The organism is Alysiella filiformis (assembly GCF_014054525.1).
Lineage (GTDB): Bacteria > Pseudomonadota > Gammaproteobacteria > Burkholderiales > Neisseriaceae > Simonsiella > Simonsiella filiformis.
Map to the genome: position 1 here is coordinate 1,228,910 of NZ_CP059564.1, position 16,262 is coordinate 1,245,171.

Genomic DNA, 16,262 nt, shown 5'->3' on the forward strand with positions numbered 1-16,262 from the left:
CCAGCAGGGGAGGGGACAGGTTGCAGACAGCCTGAAAGATTTTTGTCGTGTATTTTCAGGCTGCCTGAAAATCCGTTCCCATAAAAAAGAAAGCAAAAACATGGCAATCCAATGGTTCCCTGGACACATGAATAAGGCGAAAAAAGCCATCGCCGACCGCATTAAAACGGTGGATATGGTCATTGAAATGCTGGACGCGCGTTTGCCTGCGTCCAGCGAAAATCCGCTTTTGGCGCAACTGTCCAAAGGCAAGCCTAAACTGAAAATCTTAAATAAACAAGACCTTGCCGACCCTGAACGCACCACTATTTGGCTCAATCATTACAATCAACAAGCACACACCCAAGCGATTGCTTTGGACGCATCGGAAAAAGGCGCAACCGCCAAAATCACGCAAGCCTGTCGCCAAATGATGCCCAATCGGGGCGGTTTGGATAAGCCTTTGCGTGTGTTGATTTGTGGTATTCCGAATGTGGGCAAATCCACGCTCATCAATGGCATGATAGGCAAAAAATCCGCCAAAACGGGCAATGAACCTGGTATCACGAAAGCGGAACAACGGCTGTTTTTGGCAGACGATTTTTGGCTTTACGATACCCCTGGTATGTTGTGGCCGAAAATCATTGTGGAAGAAAGCGGCTACAATTTGGCGGCAAGTGGCGCGGTGGGGCGCAATGCGCTGGACGAAGAAGAAGTGGCGTTGGCATTGCTGGATTATTTGCGCCGCCATTATTTGATTTTATTGCAAAATCGCTATTCGCCCGACAAAGACCCGTCTAGCCATTGGGACGATGTGGCGTGGTTGGAATGGATTGCCCAAAAACGCGGGGCGCGTTTGGCTGGCGGTCGCGTGAATTACCAAAAAGCCGCCGAAGTGATTTTGACGGATTTTCGTGAAGGGGCAATGGGGCGCATTACGCTGGAAACGCCCAATCAGTGGGAACAATGGCTCAAAATCGCCCGCAAACGCGAAGCGGAATTGAAAGCCCAGCGTGAAGCGAAAAAAGCGGCACGCAATGGGCAAAATCCCCAAGAATAATGCTTTCAGGCTGCCTGAAAAGCAGGAAAATGAATCATGAAACGCATATTGTTGTTTTTCAGGAAGTTGTTTATTAAGGCAATGACATCGCTGGCGATTTTGTTGTGTTGGCTGACGTTGTTCACCATATTGAGTTTTTTGTTGAATGAAACGGTTAGTCTTTTTGCCACGCAACGCTATCAGCAAGGCGACACCCCGCACAAATGGTTTTCCGTGGCGGTGTATCGATTCGATGATAAAGGTGAACGTTTTGTTGGTATGAAACCATTGTTTGAATTAAATCAAAAAGATGAATTATGGCAAGAAAGCCAACCCTATGACAATTCAATGGGTTTTGGCGTGAAACAAATCGGCAAAGACACTTATCGCTTGCAGCAAGAAATTGGTTTGGGCATGGCATACATGGACTATCGCATTGAAAATGGGCAGATTGTGCCTTTGCGTTTTGACCACCAATGGTATATCAGTTTGTGTGTGTTTGTGGCTTTGTTGATGGCGACTTATTGTATGAATTTCATTTTGAAAAAAATGAAATAAATCATTTCAGATGAAGTGAATTGTCCATTTTGGGTTTTCAGGCTGCCTGAAAAATCATTCCAATATTGAAATCAAAAAATCATGTTAGAAACCCTTTCTCCGACCATGCGCCGTGTGGTTTTGTTTTGGTTGCCTTTGCTGGCTTTGATTGTGGGCATGGCGTATTTTTCCCAAACGCGATACGACCCCAAAAAAGAAGCCAAATTGGGATTAGACCGCCTGAACCAATGGCGCAGACAAGCAGGTTTGAACACGCTTACCGTATCGCCCGAATTGCAACAAGCCGCACAAAAACACGCACTTTATTTAAGTAAAGACGCGGACGGACACGATGAACGCAACCGCAGCAATCCGCATTTTTCAGGCAGCACACCGCAAGAACGCGCCACCGCAGTGGGCTATGCCGCACCCATTGCCGAAAATTTGACGATTGGCAATTTTGCCCGTTCAGGCAGACGCAGCGTGGACGGCTTGATGACCGCACTCTACCACCGCCTTGCCATGCTCCACCCCGACCATGACGAGGCAGGCGCGGCGTGGTCGCGTGGCAAATACAGCGCGTTTGTGGTGAAACAAGGCAGCAGCCAAGACCGCATTTTATGCGACAATCCACCCCAATCGGGCGCACATCGCTATGTTTTGACCACACAATGTTTGGGACAAAAAACCGAAATCAAATTGAGCCAGTTGCCACCGCAATTTGTGGGGGCGGTCAAATTTCCCATTGGTGCAAACATAGACCCCAGCTATGACGGCAAAGAGCAGCCCAATCCCATGCCCGAACACGGCAAAACAGGCAACCCAATTAGCATTGCGTTTTATGGCAATCAAAATGATATTGAAATGATTTCATTCAAACTTTTTGCGCCAACGGGCGAAATCGCCCAAACCAAAATCCTGACCGCGCAAAACGACCCCAATCGCCAGCTCCACAAAACGGAATTTGCTTTGTTCCCCATTGAAGTGCTTGAATTTAATACGCCTTATCGCGTTGAATTTCAATATCGTGAAAATGGGCAAAATCACACCGAAACATGGCAATTTACCACACGCAAAAAGCGGCATTTTTTGGAATTTTAATGTTTCAGGCTGCCTGAAAATCAATTTAAATCATCAATTTTAAAATAATCATGAATTTATCAAATGAATCTTTAATCGAAGCCGCTTTGCTCACGCAGCCTGAACCTTTGTCTGAAAGCACTTTACGCAAACTTGCCGAGCCGCCCCTTTCTGAAAACGAATTGGCAGATTGTTTGGCAATATTGCAAAATCGTTGGCAAAACAGGGCGTTGCAATTACTCAAAACCGCACAAGGCTGGAAATTTCAAATTGTGGAAAGCGCGTTTGAACGCTTGGGCAGCCTGAACGAACAGCGCACGCCACGTTATTCACGCGCGGTCATGGAAACATTGGCGATTATCGCGTATCAACAACCCGTTACGCGCGGCGACATTGAGCAGATTCGTGGAGTGTCCGTATCGCAAACTGTGATGCAAACGCTGCAAGAACGCGGTTGGATTGAAGTGATTGGGCAGCGCGATACGGTGGGCAAGCCGTCTTTGTGGGCAACCACCGAGCAATTTTTGGTGGATTTGCAACTGCCCAGCTTGGGCGATTTGCCGCCTTTAACCGAATTGGGCGAATTGGTGCTGCCTGAAACCCCTGATTTGCCAAAAGAAAATGCCGAAAGCGAAACCGAATGAACCACGCCAGCAGCCTGTTTTTGATGAGCGCGATTGGCACCGCCATTGCCGCATTCGCGCTCCAATGCCTGTTCAGGCAGCCTGAAAACGCCCACGCCCAGCGCAGCACGCAATTAGACGGTTTGCGCGGCATTTTGGCGTGTGCGGTGGTGGCGCACCATTTTTACTACAATTTCACATGGCGCGAAGGCGGCGTGTGGGGTGCAAACAGCTTATTTATCATCAACTTGGGTGCGGTTTCCGTGTCTTTGTTTTTTTTGATGAGCGGCTATTTGCATTTCATCAAAATTTGCCACACGCCACAAATGAATTGGCGTGCGTTTTACATTGCCCGTGCCAAACGGATTTATCCGCTTTATGTGGCGGTGTGGGGCGTGGTTTTGGCAATCACATTGTGGTTTAAACCAGTTAATTTCAACAATTTTGGCGAATTGATGCAATTTTCTTATCAATGGCTGCTGTTTCAAAATGTGGGATTTCAAGGTTTTCAATCGCATTTAATCATTGCAGGGGTGCAGTGGACTTTGGTTTATGAATGGGCGGTGTATGCGATAATGCCACTTATCCACATGATTTATCATCGGAAAATCACGTTTCAGCCAGCAGCATGGCTGGCGATTGCGGTGGCGTGGTGGATTGTTTTGTGGCATTCCGAGTGGCGTTATTATTGGCTGTTTGTGTTGGCATTGCCTGCGCTGGTGTTTGCCAAGCCGATTCAGGCAGCCTTAAAACGTTTTCCCATTATCATTCATGTATTTATGTTGATTTTGACGGCATACATTTTCACGCAAACGGTCGCCTATTCGTGGGAACAACGCCTGTTGTTGGCGGTGTGGTTTGCGGTGGTGGTGCAGGGTTACAGTTTTGCCAACTTATTGAATCATTGGGGATTGCGCCAGTTGGGGGATTTGAGTTATGCCCTGTATCTCACGCACGGTATGGTCATTTTTATGTGGTTTGGCGTGTGGAAAATGTTTGAATTTAAACAGCAAAATTTTATTGGCTATTTGTGGCATTTTCCTGTGATTTTGGCGGTGGCGTTGGTTTTGGCGTATGTGGGCAATCGTTTTGTGGCAATGCCGTTTGTGAAAAAATGAGTTTCAGGCTGCCTGAAAGCGAAAAATCCCTGTTTTGTAGGGATTTTTTTGGTTTTTGCGGTACAATTTTGTTTTTTTAACCCATCCTGTCGCGCAAGCCACAGAAGAATGTTTTCAGGCAGCCTGAAAGTTTAATAAGGATTTTTTGATGAAAAACAAACAACTTTTATCTCTTGGCTTGGTCTCCGTACTTGTGCTTGCGGCTTGTTCGGATGGCAATCAAGCACAATCGGTTGAGCCAACGCAAAACCCACCAACAGCGCAAGCAACTGTGGAACAAACACCTGCACCCAAGAATTGGGTTTTTCCATATGAGCAAATGCAAAGTTCACCGTTTTATACTGGTTGCAAGAAAATGGTGGAGCGCATTTTGAAGGATACTGCACCACCTGAAAACGATGTACTGGTAAAAGCAAAAGAAACATGTCGCAAAGGCGTGGCAAAAAATCCCGATAGCCGAAAATTGGTTCAATATAGCGAAGTGTTAGCCCATATTGACGAACATTTTATGCCCCTAGAACAGCGTGTGGCGAAATGGCAAGCGGCAGCCAAAAAAGGCGATGTCCATGCACAATACAGTTTGGGCGTGGCGTATTTGTTTGGCGATGGTGTGCCGAAAGACATGAATAAAGCGATTGAATTATTGAAGAAAGCAGCAAAAAAGTCGGATGTGGACGCGGCATTCAATTTGGGCGTGATTTATATGATGGGCGATGGTGTGCCTGTGGACAATCAACAGGCAAAAACCTATTTTGAGCAAGCAGCAGCTCAAAATGACGAACGCGCCATGGTGGCTTTGGGGCAGTTGTATGAACTTGGCAAGCTGGGTGTGCCAGATGATACAAAAGCCTTTGAATATTATCAAAATTCTGCTTTTTTAGGCGATGCAGATGCGCTGTTCAATGCGGGTATTTTTTATTATGAAGGCAAGGGAACAAATAAGGATTTGAGCCTTGCGTTGGCATGTTTTGAAAGAGCGGCATATCAAGGTCATGAAAAAGCGAAAATGGTGCTGGACGGTTTAGCAAAAGGACAACAGATTCGGTTTAATGATGTGAAATCATGATGAATGGCTTTCAGGCAGCCTGAAAATAAAAAATCCCTGTTTTTCAGGGATTTTTTTTGGTTTTTGCGGTACAATTTTATTTTTTAAACACAATCCTGTCGCCAAAGCCACAGAAGAATGTTTCAGGCAGCCTGAAAAGTCCTAGCGGACGGCAGCATCAATATTGCCCAAATTCAGGCAGCCTGAAAACATTATGGAGCAACCCAAAATGAGCAAAAACAAACAGCCTCAATCCAAACGCCAATTCCGCGATGGCATCAGCCAAAAGCCGAAAAAACCGCGTTCAACCACCCAAAAAGCCGTTTCAGGCAGCCTGAAACGCCCAAACCGCCAAGAAAATGAATGGACAACATCCAAACCGCGTTCACAAAATGGCACAGCCCGCACCGAAAACCGCGACAATCGCCCCATTTCCGAACCCAAAGAATATGTGAAACAACGCGCGTCCAAAGCAAAAAAATTGATTGTCCGTGCGCCTAACCAAAAAATCCAAGAACGCGCCCAAGAATTGCGTGAAAAACGCACCGATTTATCGCGCATTGAACCCGAACGTTTGCAAAAAGTATTGGCGGCAAGCGGTGTCGGTTCGCGCCGTGAAATGGAAGAGTGGATTGGCAACGGTTGGGTGTTGGTAAACGGCAAAGTGGCGCATTTGGGCGACAAGGTTTCGCCCGATGACCAAGTTACCGTAAAAGGCAACGCGATTAAATTGAAATGGGCAGACCGCCTGCCACGCATCATTTTGTATTACAAACAAGAAGGCGAAATCGTATCGCGCGATGACCCACAAGGTCGCGTGAGCATTTTTGACCGCCTGCCACAAGCCGCCAGCAGCCGTTGGGTGGCGATTGGGCGTTTGGACATCAACACAAGCGGCTTGTTGATTTTGACCACTTCGGGCGAATTGGTGCAGCGTTTCGCCCACCCCAGCTTTGAAGTGGAACGCGAATACGCCGTGCGCGTGTTGGGCGAATTGAGCCAAGAACAAATGTCCACGCTCACCACCGAAGGCGTGATGTTGGAAGACGGCTTGGCGCGTGTGGAACGCATTTATGCACAAGGCGGCGAAGGCGCAAACAAATGGTACAACGTCATCATCAAAGAAGGGCGCAACCGCGAAGTGCGCCGCATTTTTGAGGCTTTGGGTTGCACGGTCAGCCGTTTGGTGCGCGTGGGATTTGGTCCGATTGGCTTGCCCAACCGTTTGAAACGCGGACAATTTTACGAATTGAACCCTGCCGAAGTCGCCAATATCGTGAAATGGGCAGACATGGCTTTACCAGGGGAACGCAAACGCCGCAAATGATTTTCAGGCTGCCTGAAACCTATTCCCTCCCCCGTCTGGCGGGGGAGGGCTAGGGTGGGGGTGGTTCGTGGCACATCTGAAATATGACTTTGTTTCCATAGATTTTTCCCCCACCCTCACCCTCCCCCGCAAGCAGGGGAGGGGATAGGTTTGTGGCACAATCAAAATTGTCATGTATTGAAAGGCAGCCTGAAATATTTTTAAATCAAAATACAAAGGAAAAAATCATGCAATTCAATACCGAGCTCATTCACTCATCTTACGACCACAACGAACACAATCGCGCCCTGATGCCGCCCATTTACCAAAACAGCATGTTTGCCATGCACGAAATTGGCGAGCCGATTCCCTTTAAATATTCGAGGCTTGCCAATCCCACGCGCAAAACTTTGGAAGACACCATTGCCGCATTGGAACAAGGCACACACGGTTTCGCGTTTGCAAGCGGCATTGCGGGGATTGATGTGATTTTCCGCACCATTTTGCGCCCCAACGACACGATTGTGGCGGTCAGCGACATTTACGGTGGCAGCTACGATTTGCTCACGCAAGTTTACGCGCCTTGGAGTGTGAACGTGATTTTTGCCGATTTGACCCAGCCTGAAAAATTGGACGAAATTTTGGCAAATCATCAAGTTAAATTGCTTTGGTTGGAAACACCGTCCAATCCACTTTTGCGTTTGGTGGACATTGAAACGCTGGCGGCAAAAGCCAAAGCACACGGTGCGTGGGTGGGCATAGACAATACTTTTGCCACGCCTTATTTGCAAAATCCTTTGGCTTTGGGTTGCGATATCGTGTTTCATTCGGCAACGAAATATTTGGGTGGACATTCGGATGTGCTGATTGGCGTGGCGGCTGTGAAAGATGAAAATCTTGCCAAATCATTGAATGATATGCTGATTATGGCAGGTGCAATCGCATCGCCTATGGATTGCTGGCTGGTGTTGCGCGGCATCAAAACGCTGGCGGTGCGCATGGAACGCCATTGTCAAAATGCGCGTGAATTGGCTTTGCGTTTGCAAAATCACCCTGCGGTGGAAAAGGTGTTTTATCCCGCATTGCCTGAACATGAACATCACGAATTGGCAAAACGCCAAATGCGTGATTTTGGTGGCGTGGTATCCATCTATTTGAAAAACAACAGCATTCAGGCAGCCAACACCGTGATTAAAAACCTGAAAATGGTGTGCATGGCGTCCAGTTTGGGGGGCGTGGAAAGCCTTGTGAACCACAGCTACACCCAATCGCATAGCGGTATGTCGCCCGAAGTGAAAAACAGTTTGGGGATTCGTGAGGGTTTGTTGCGCTTTTCGGTGGGCATTGAGCATATTGATGACATCTATGCCGACATCAATCACGCGCTGAATCAAACTTTGTGATGCGATTTCAGGCAGCCTGAAACCTTTGCAAAACTCGGTGTTTAGACTTGATTTTGATAAATACAAAATGGGATACCATGTAGGGTGCAACTTGTTGCACCAAATCCATGTTTTATCAGGAAAATGGTGCAACAAGTTGCACCCTACACTTATCCTATTTTTAGGGGCGGATATGAAATCCACCCCTACGTCAGTTTGACAGTTCAATCAATTTAATGGCGACAACAATTTTTCAAATGCCTCTTCAAATTGTTTCAAGCCATCGTCTTGCAAGCGGGTTGCCAGCGTTTCAAAGCCAATGCCCAATTTTTCCGCTTCTGCGATGTGCGCCAAAGCCTGTTCCGTTTCCACGGTTAAGGTGCTGGCAGCCGTGCCGTGTTCCATAAAGGCTTTTAAAGTCGCGTCTGGCACGGTGTTTACCGTGTGTTCGCCAATTAAACTGTCCACATACAAGGTGTCGGGATAGGCTGGGTTTTTCACGCCAGTTGATGCCCACAACAGCGAAACTTTGTTTGCACCTTGCGCTGCCAACGCGCTGAATTCGGGCGTGGCAAAGAATTGTTGCCAATCGTGATACGCCGCTTTTGCCAAAGCAATGGCAATTTTGCCTTGCAAATGTTCAGGCAGGGTTGCGTCCAAAGCACCATCTACGCGCGAAATGAAAAAGCTGGCAACCACTTGAATGTGCGACACATCTTGTTTGCCTTCCAAGCGTTTTTGCAAGCCTGCAACATAGGCTTCATAGGCTTTAACGGTTTGCGTGCGCGAAAACAGCAAAGTCAAATTCACGCAAATGCCCGATGCCACCAATTCGGTCAGCGCAACCAAGCCTTCGTTGGTGGCTGGCACTTTAATCATCACATTGGGGCGATTGATGGCAGCGTGCAAACGTTGGGCTTCGGCAATCGTGCCAGCCGCATCGCGCGACAATTCGGGCGAAACTTCCAAGCTCACAAAGCCTGTTTTGCCTTGTGTGCGGTCGTATTCGGGGCGCATCACATCGCAGGCTGCCTGAACATCGGCAATCGCCAAAGTTTCGTAAATTTCTTTTGCGCCCAAGCCTTGTTTTTTCAAAGATTCAATTTCGGGCAAATACAATTCATCGCCTGAAAAGGCTTTTTGGAAAATGGCGGGATTGGACGTTACGCCGCTCACGCCTTTTTGCAAAAATTGTGCCAATTCACCGCTTTGCACCAAGCTGCGCGACAAATTGTCCAACCAAATTTGCTGACCCAATTTTTGTACCGATAATAAAATGGACATGATTTTTCCTTGTGTATGGTTGCTTAAAAAGATTATGCTAATTCATTTTATCGCATTTGAATAGCATTAAATTGCGTTCAGGCTGCCTGAACACAAAAAAGCTGCCTGAAAATGGCTTGCACCATTATAATCGCCTTTTTGTTATTCAATTACATCAACATCATGACTGAATCCATCACACTCGCGCCACGCCAATTAAAAGCGCACAACACCGTTGCCCTGTTGGGGTCAAAAAGCATCAGCAACCGCACTTTGCTGCTTGCCGCTTTGTCGGACAACGAATGCGAAATCCGCTCGCTGCTCAAATCGGACGACACCGACCGAATGCTGGAAGCCCTTGAAAAATTGGGCGTTCCCATGCAAACCACCGATTCAGGCAGCCTGAAATTGGTCGGGCAATCGGGCAAATTTCCGAATAAGCAAGCCGATTTGTTTTTGGGCAACGCGGGCACGGCATTCCGCCCTTTAACGGGCGCATTGGCGATTTTGGGCGGCGATTACCATTTGCACGGCGTGCCACGCATGCACGAGCGTCCCATTGGCGATTTGGTGGACGCACTTCGCATTGCAGGGGCGAATGTGGCTTATTTGGGCAATGAGGGCTATCCACCTTTGCAAATTCATGATTTTATTGATAAACAAGTCCGCCAAATCCCCATTAAGGGCAATGTGTCCAGCCAATTTCTCACTGCGCTGTTGATGGCGCTGCCGCTCACGGGCAAGGCGTGGGAAATTGTGGTGCAGGGCGAACTCATCTCCAAACCTTATATTGATATTACCTTGAATTTAATGAAACAATTTGGCGTGAATGTGGAAAATCAAGATTATCACATTTTCAGGCTGCCTGAAAACGCCAAATACCATGCGCCCAAAATCGTGAATGTGGAAGGCGATGCGTCCAGCGCGAGCTATTTTTTGGCGGCAGGTTTGCTTTCAGGCAGCCCCGTTCGCGTTACAGGTTTGGGCAAAAACGCGATTCAGGGCGATGTGGCGTTTGCACACGAATTGGAAAAAATCGGTGCAACCGTGTTGTGGGGCGATGATTTTATTGAAGTTTCACGCGCGCCAGAGCAAAAAATCCAGCCCTTTGATTTGGACGCGAACCACATTCCAGACGCGGCAATGACGTTGGCGGTGGTGGCGTTGGCAACGGGCGGCAAGTGCAGCATTCGCAATATTGAATCGTGGCGCGTGAAAGAAACCGACCGCATCGCGGCAATGGCAACCGAATTGCGCAAAGTGGGCGCAGAAGTGATTGAAGAACAAGACGCAATCCACATCACACCGCCCACACAACTCATTGATAATGCAGAAATTGATACTTATGACGACCACCGCATGGCGATGTGTTTTTCGCTGGTGTCGCTGCTGGGCGTGAGCGTGCAAATCAACGACCCCAAATGCACACACAAAACCTTTCCCACTTATTTTGAAGTGTTCAACGGTTTGAGTGCGTGAAAACGGTTTCAGACTTACAGCAATTTTTATCAATAAATTGAAAAAGGGGGCGGATGTGAAATCCGCCCCTATATCAGTTTAAAAGTGGGTTTTGCAAAGGTTTGAGCTTGTTAGGGGCTAATGACAATTTGGGCGCGAAGTTGGTTTTTCAAACAAAATTGTCAAATTCAAGGAAAAAATGTGAGTCAATGCCACCCATTGGCGCGTATTTTTGACGCAGAAGTTGGCGATTTTGATGAAAAAACAATCGCGAAACGAATTGTCATTAGCCCCTAAGGTGTTGTCGCATAACGAAAAGCTGCCTGAAAACCCATCTCCTTAACGCAAACGGTGCAAAAAGTGCATATGCGTATGATATTGTTGAACAATATCGTTAATCACGCCTTCTTTGCTCCACGCCATGATGTCGTAATCTTGACCGCCCTCGCGCAAATGTACTTCGGCACGATAGTATTTTTGCGTTTCATTGGCTTGTTCCACATCGGCAATTTGTTGCGCGAAACTGGGTTGCACATACGCCACCGATTTCACTTTATAAGTAAAATCCACCTCATCGCCGTGGTGTACCGTCAAAATCACATAGCCCGAACGCTCCTGTTTCACGCTGGCAAGCACGCCTGTTTTTTGCAATTCATCGGCAAAATCTTGGCAGGCTGCCTGAACGGTGTGGTTGATGAAATGCTCCACCGTTTCGCGTTTGGGAAAATCCATAATCACTTGCAAACGTTCGCGCCACGCGCCGCTTCCCATGGCGGGCAGGGGGGTGGTTAAACTCAATTGTTGCACTTCTTGTTTTTGAATGTCCACTTCAAGGGCTTTCATCAAGCCATACATCGCCACCATCAGCACCGTGATAAAGGGCAATGCGCTGGCAATGGTCATGGTTTGCAATGCGCCCAAACCGCCTGCCAACAGCAGCACCACCGCCACCACGCCAGCACCCACCGACCAATACACGCGATAAGCAACGCCCTTGCTGCCCTCGCCGTTTGCGCTCAACATGTCCATAACCAACGCGCCCGAATCTGCCGATGTGATGAAAAACACCACCACCATCAACAAACCCACCGCCGTTAGCACGCCCGACATCGGAAAATGCTCAAACATGGCAAACAATGCCAGCGACACGTCTTTTTGTACCACATCGCCCAGTTGCGTTATGCCTTTGTTTAAAATCAAATCAATGGCAGAATTGCCAAACACCGTCATCCACAAAAATGTAAAACCTGTGGGAATCAGCAACACGCCCATCACAAATTGGCGTATCGTGCGACCACGCGACACCCGCGCAATAAACAAACCCACAAATGGCGCCCAACTGACCCACCAACCCCAATACAAAATGGTCCAACCAGCCAGCCAGTCGGTTTTTTCGTAGGCATACATATTGAAAGTCATGCTCACAATATTGGACGCATAATGCCCCACGTTTTGCACAAAGGCTTGCAACAAAAACACGGTTGAACCCATCAACAAAATAAACAGCAACAAAATCGCCGCCAAACCCAAATTCAGTTCAGACAGCATTTTCACGCCCTTGTCCAAACCGCTTACCACCGATAGGGTTGCCAAGGCGGTAACAATGGCAATCAACACGATTTGTGTGGGCGTGTTCACGGCAATCAAGTTGGGAAACAGGTAATTCAAACCCGTATTGATTTGCAACACGCCATATCCCAAAGAAGTTGCCACGCCAAATAATGTGCCAACCACCGCGAAAATGTCCACCGCATCGCCCCATTTGCCGTGAATGCGGTTGCCAATCAAAGGGTAAAGCGCAGAACGCAAAGTGAGCGGCAAATTGTGCCGATACGCAAAAAACGCCAAAATCAAAGCCACAATCGCGTAAATCGCCCAAGCGTGCAAACCCCAATGGAAAAACGTCAAACGCATGGCTTGTCGGGCTGCCTGAACATTGCTGCCTTCGCCCAAAGGTGGCGATAAAAAGTGCATGACAGGCTCGGCAACACCAAAAAACATCAAACCTATGCCCATGCCCGCCGAAAACAACATGGCAAACCACGACACATCGCTGTATTCGGGTTTGCTGTGGTCAAGCCCCAATTTGATGTTGCCATAGCGCGACATGCCCAAATAAACGGTGGTCATCAAAATCAGTGCCACGGTAAGAATGTAGTACCAACTGGCGTTTTCCACAATCAGGGCTTGCAGGCTTTTGAATGCGCCATCGGCGGTTTGTGGCGCAAGCACGGCAAAAATGATAATCGCCAAAATGATGCCGCTCGCGCCCAAAAACACGCGCGGATTGATGTTGCGTTGTGCCAATTTACTGGGTGGGGTGGAGGGTGTGTTCATCACATTTCCTTTCTTTCACTGTTCAATTTGATTGATTTGGTTTCAAAATCAATATCATTGATTTTTTCTATTTTTAAAATAACACAGTGCCACTGGCAAGAAAAGGAAAAATCCATTTTTTGTATTAAAAAAGGTTAAATTAGGTATAAAATATCAAAAAAATTTCATTTTGAGCAATAAATTTTAAGTTGTTGGCATGGTGTTGAGGCGGCATGATTTGAGATTTTTTTATCAAGCAATATTTTTTTGACCCAATCGATGTTGGCAAGCCAAAATGCGTTTTCCCAAAGATTCACAAAATTACAACACATTACATTTTCCCACTGCATCTCCCCAAACAAGCCAACAAAAGCCCTTAAAATCAAAAACAAATCGCATAAAATGCCAAATAAACGCATTCAGGCAGCCTGAAAAAACCTTTTTTGCCACCCAAATTAACAAAAATCAACAATCAAATGCGGTGGACTTACAATGTGTTACAAACCGTTCATCGCTTTATTTCAGGCAGCCTGAACACACTTTGCCACACAAAAAACATGACTTTTTTCCGCATAAACGCTAGAATAAGCACCGAAACATTGTAATCCTATCTTTACAAAACAATTCAGCGAAAGGACACAAAACATGTCTCAAAACGTCATTTGGTTTGAAAACTTGCGCATGACCGATGTGGAAAGCGTGGGCGGCAAAAACGCATCTTTGGGTGAGATGATTTCCCAGCTCACCGAAAAAGGCGTGCGCGTACCCAGTGGCTTTGCCACCACCGCCGCCGCCTATCGCGCATTTTTGGCGCACGAAGGCTTGGCAGAACGCATTTCCAACGCTTTGGCTGCCTTAAATGTGGACGATGTTACCGAACTGGCGCGTGTGGGCAAAGAAATCCGCCAATGGATTTTGGATACGCCTTTCCCTGCCGAATTGAATGCCGACATTGAAACCGCATGGAACAAAATGGTTGCCGATGCAGGCACCGACCAAATTTCCGTAGCCGTGCGTTCATCTGCCACAGCCGAAGATTTGCCCGATGCGTCTTTTGCAGGTCAGCAAGAAACATTTTTAAACATCAATGGCTTGGATAATGTTAAAGAAGCCATGCACCACGTTTTTGCCTCTTTGTACAACGACCGTGCGATTTCCTACCGCGTACACAAAGGTTTTGCACACGATGTGGTGGCGTTGTCGGCTGGTGTGCAACGCATGGTGCGCTCCGACACAGGCGCGGCTGGTGTGATGTTCTCCATTGACACCGAGAGCGGTTTTGAAGATGTGGTTTTCGTAACATCATCATACGGTTTGGGCGAAACGGTGGTGCAAGGCGCAGTCAATCCAGACGAATTTTATGTGCATAAACCCACTTTGCGTGCAGGCAAACCCGCCATTTTGCGCAAAACCATGGGTTCAAAACTCATCAAAATGACGTTTACCGAACAAGCACAGGCTGGCAAATCGGTGCAAGTGGTGGACGTACCAGCCGAACAGCGCAAACAATTTTCCATTTCAAATGAAGAAATTACCGAATTGGCAAAATACGCGCTCATCATTGAAGAACACTACGGTCGCCCCATGGACATTGAATGGGGACGCGATGGCGTGGACGGCAAATTGTACATCTTGCAAGCCCGCCCCGAAACCGTGAAATCGCAAGAAAAAGAACAAGGTAACAGCTTGCGCCGCTACAACATTTCGGGCGAACGCCAAGTGTTGTGCGAAGGTCGCGCCATTGGTCAAAAAGTGGGTCAAGGCAAAGTGCGTTTGGTTAAAGATGCCAGCGAAATGGACAGCGTTCAGGCAGGCGACATTCTCGTTACCGACATGACCGACCCCGATTGGGAACCCGTGATGAAACGCGCGGCAGCAATCGTAACCAATCGTGGCGGTCGCACCTGCCACGCGGCGATTATTGCGCGTGAATTGGGCATTCCTGCTGTGGTGGGTTGTGGCAATGCGTCCGAAGTTTTGCAAGAAGGTCAAGAAGTAACCGTATCTTGCGCGGAAGGCGATACAGGTTTGATTTACAACGGTTTGTTGAATGTGAGCGTGGACGAAATCTCTTTGGACAAAATGCCACAATCGCCCGTGAAAATCATGATGAACGTGGGCAATCCCGAATTGGCGTTCAGCTTTGCCCATATTCCCAGCGAAGGCATTGGCTTGGCGCGTATGGAGTTCATCATCAACCGTCAAATTGGCATTCACCCCAAAGCCTTGATTGATTTTGATAAATTGGACAGCGATTTGCAAGATGAAATCCGCGACCGCATTGCAGGTTACGCATCGCCCACCGCATTTTATGTGGACAAAATCGCAGAAGGCGTGGCAACTTTGGCAGCGTCTGTGTATCCACGCAAAGTGATTGTGCGCATGTCTGATTTTAAATCCAATGAATACATGGGTTTGGTGGGCGGCAACATTTACGAACCGCATGAAGAAAATCCGATGTTGGGTTTCCGTGGTGCGGCGCGTTATGTTTCGGAAGAGTTTAAAGAAGCCTTTGCGCTGGAATGTCAAGCCTTGAAATATGTGCGCGATGAAATGGGCTTGACCAATGTGGAAATCATGATTCCTTTTGTGCGGACTTTGAATGAAGCCGAACAAGTGATTCACGCCCTGAAAGCCAATGGTTTGGAACGCGGCAAAAACGGTTTGCGCCTGATTATGATGTGCGAAGTGCCAAGCAACGCGCTGTTGGCGGAACAATTCTTGAAATATTTTGATGGTTTCTCCATCGGCTCCAACGACATGACGCAACTGACTTTGGGCGTGGACAGAGACAGTGGCGGCAGCATTGCCAGCAGCTTTGACGAGCGCAATCCTGCTGTGAAAGTGATGTTGCATTTGGCGATTTCAGCCTGCCGCAAACACAATAAATATGTGGGCATTTGCGGTCAAGGACCTTCCGACCACCCCGATTTTGCCAAGTGGTTGGTGGAAGAGGGCATTGAAACGGTGTCGCTCAACCCCGATACGGTGATTGAAACGTGGTTGTATTTGGCAAAAGAGTTGAACAACGCGGCATAATCGCCCCAATGTGAAAACAGGCTGCCTGAAAGATTTGATTGGCTTTCAGGCAGCCTGTTTGTGCTTAATCAGTTTTG

At 47.7% G+C, this 16,262-nt stretch carries 14 protein-coding genes; 11 read left to right on the forward strand and 3 right to left on the reverse strand.

Annotation, left to right across the window (positions count from 1 at the left end; translation table 11 throughout):
* Positions 1-100: 100 nt before the first annotated feature.
* The 8 genes from ylqF to H3L97_RS06145 all read left to right on the forward strand — a co-directional run bounded on the left by ylqF (position 101) and on the right by H3L97_RS06145 (position 8,130).
* Positions 101-1,039 carry a ribosome biogenesis GTPase YlqF gene (gene ylqF / locus H3L97_RS06110; RefSeq protein WP_097113634.1) on the forward strand — a complete coding sequence of 313 codons (939 nt, stop codon included), beginning with the start codon at positions 101-103 and terminating at the stop codon, positions 1,037-1,039.
* Positions 1,040-1,075: 36 nt separating this feature from the next.
* Positions 1,076-1,576 (forward strand): hypothetical protein, encoded by a 501-nt coding sequence (locus tag H3L97_RS06115; RefSeq protein ID WP_097113633.1) that lies wholly within the window; start codon positions 1,076-1,078, stop codon positions 1,574-1,576.
* Between the two features lie 81 nt (positions 1,577-1,657).
* Positions 1,658-2,656: a CAP domain-containing protein gene (locus H3L97_RS06120; RefSeq protein WP_097113632.1), complete on the forward strand. Its 999-nt coding sequence runs from the start codon at positions 1,658-1,660 to the stop codon at positions 2,654-2,656.
* A 50-nt stretch (positions 2,657-2,706) separates the two neighbouring features.
* Positions 2,707-3,279, forward strand: coding sequence for an SMC-Scp complex subunit ScpB (gene scpB / locus H3L97_RS06125; protein WP_097113631.1), 573 nt, complete (start codon positions 2,707-2,709; stop codon positions 3,277-3,279).
* The gene (locus tag H3L97_RS06130; RefSeq protein ID WP_097113630.1) at positions 3,276-4,376 is read left to right on the forward strand and encodes an acyltransferase family protein; all 1,101 of its coding nucleotides are present in this window, start codon (positions 3,276-3,278) and stop codon (positions 4,374-4,376) included. Before scpB ends, H3L97_RS06130 begins: the two co-directional genes overlap by 4 nt.
* Before the next feature lie 148 nt (positions 4,377-4,524).
* Positions 4,525-5,442, forward strand: a complete 918-nt coding sequence (locus H3L97_RS06135; protein ID WP_097113629.1) for a tetratricopeptide repeat protein — start codon at positions 4,525-4,527, stop codon at positions 5,440-5,442.
* Positions 5,443-5,650: 208 nt separating this feature from the next.
* Complete coding sequence (locus H3L97_RS06140) at positions 5,651-6,748, forward strand: pseudouridine synthase (RefSeq protein ID WP_097113675.1); 1,098 nt, start codon at positions 5,651-5,653, stop codon at positions 6,746-6,748.
* 227 nt (positions 6,749-6,975) lie between these two features.
* Positions 6,976-8,130, forward strand: a complete 1,155-nt coding sequence (locus H3L97_RS06145; protein ID WP_097113628.1) for a trans-sulfuration enzyme family protein — start codon at positions 6,976-6,978, stop codon at positions 8,128-8,130.
* Positions 8,131-8,337: 207 nt separating this feature from the next.
* Here the strand turns inward: H3L97_RS06145 and tal are convergent, their stop codons facing one another.
* On the reverse strand, positions 8,338-9,393 hold the full coding sequence (gene tal / locus H3L97_RS06150; protein ID WP_097113627.1) for a transaldolase: 1,056 nt from the start codon (positions 9,391-9,393) through the stop codon (positions 8,338-8,340).
* 162 nt (positions 9,394-9,555) lie between these two features.
* Between tal and aroA the strand changes: the two genes are divergently transcribed.
* Positions 9,556-10,851, forward strand: coding sequence for a 3-phosphoshikimate 1-carboxyvinyltransferase (gene aroA / locus H3L97_RS06155; RefSeq protein WP_097113674.1), 1,296 nt, complete (start codon positions 9,556-9,558; stop codon positions 10,849-10,851).
* Between the two features lie 318 nt (positions 10,852-11,169).
* On the opposite strand, the gene H3L97_RS06160 is transcribed toward aroA, so the two are convergent.
* Both H3L97_RS06160 and H3L97_RS06165 read right to left on the reverse strand, forming a co-directional pair.
* Complete coding sequence (locus tag H3L97_RS06160) at positions 11,170-13,167, reverse strand: BCCT family transporter (RefSeq protein WP_097113626.1); 1,998 nt, start codon at positions 13,165-13,167, stop codon at positions 11,170-11,172.
* A gap of 164 nt (positions 13,168-13,331) precedes the next feature.
* Positions 13,332-13,565, reverse strand: coding sequence for a hypothetical protein (locus H3L97_RS06165; RefSeq protein WP_143269097.1), 234 nt, complete (start codon positions 13,563-13,565; stop codon positions 13,332-13,334).
* A 57-nt stretch (positions 13,566-13,622) separates the two neighbouring features.
* On the opposite strand from H3L97_RS06165, the gene H3L97_RS12040 reads away from it, so the two are divergent.
* Both H3L97_RS12040 and ppsA read left to right on the forward strand, forming a co-directional pair.
* Positions 13,623-13,751, forward strand: coding sequence for a hypothetical protein (locus H3L97_RS12040; protein ID WP_257010977.1), 129 nt, complete (start codon positions 13,623-13,625; stop codon positions 13,749-13,751).
* Positions 13,752-13,791: 40 nt separating this feature from the next.
* The gene (ppsA, locus tag H3L97_RS06170) at positions 13,792-16,185 is read left to right on the forward strand and encodes a phosphoenolpyruvate synthase (protein ID WP_097113624.1); all 2,394 of its coding nucleotides are present in this window, start codon (positions 13,792-13,794) and stop codon (positions 16,183-16,185) included.
* Positions 16,186-16,262: the final 77 nt, after the last annotated feature.

Bases quoted from the DNA above. Each gene is read 5' to 3' on its own strand.
- ylqF (WP_097113634.1), top strand. From the start codon at position 101: ATGGCAATCCAATGGTTCCCTGGACACATGAATAAGGCGAAAAAAGCC.
- H3L97_RS06115 (WP_097113633.1), top strand. From the start codon at position 1,076: ATGAAACGCATATTGTTGTTTTTCAGGAAGTTGTTTATTAAGGCAATG.
- H3L97_RS06120 (WP_097113632.1), top strand. From the start codon at position 1,658: ATGTTAGAAACCCTTTCTCCGACCATGCGCCGTGTGGTTTTGTTTTGG.
- scpB (WP_097113631.1), top strand. From the start codon at position 2,707: ATGAATTTATCAAATGAATCTTTAATCGAAGCCGCTTTGCTCACGCAG.
- H3L97_RS06130 (WP_097113630.1), top strand. From the start codon at position 3,276: ATGAACCACGCCAGCAGCCTGTTTTTGATGAGCGCGATTGGCACCGCC.
- H3L97_RS06135 (WP_097113629.1), top strand. From the start codon at position 4,525: ATGAAAAACAAACAACTTTTATCTCTTGGCTTGGTCTCCGTACTTGTG.
- H3L97_RS06140 (WP_097113675.1), top strand. From the start codon at position 5,651: ATGAGCAAAAACAAACAGCCTCAATCCAAACGCCAATTCCGCGATGGC.
- H3L97_RS06145 (WP_097113628.1), top strand. From the start codon at position 6,976: ATGCAATTCAATACCGAGCTCATTCACTCATCTTACGACCACAACGAA.
- tal (WP_097113627.1), bottom strand. From the start codon at position 9,393: ATGTCCATTTTATTATCGGTACAAAAATTGGGTCAGCAAATTTGGTTG.
- aroA (WP_097113674.1), top strand. From the start codon at position 9,556: ATGACTGAATCCATCACACTCGCGCCACGCCAATTAAAAGCGCACAAC.
- H3L97_RS06160 (WP_097113626.1), bottom strand. From the start codon at position 13,167: ATGAACACACCCTCCACCCCACCCAGTAAATTGGCACAACGCAACATC.
- H3L97_RS06165 (WP_143269097.1), bottom strand. From the start codon at position 13,565: ATGCGTTTATTTGGCATTTTATGCGATTTGTTTTTGATTTTAAGGGCT.
- H3L97_RS12040 (WP_257010977.1), top strand. From the start codon at position 13,623: ATGCGGTGGACTTACAATGTGTTACAAACCGTTCATCGCTTTATTTCA.
- ppsA (WP_097113624.1), top strand. From the start codon at position 13,792: ATGTCTCAAAACGTCATTTGGTTTGAAAACTTGCGCATGACCGATGTG.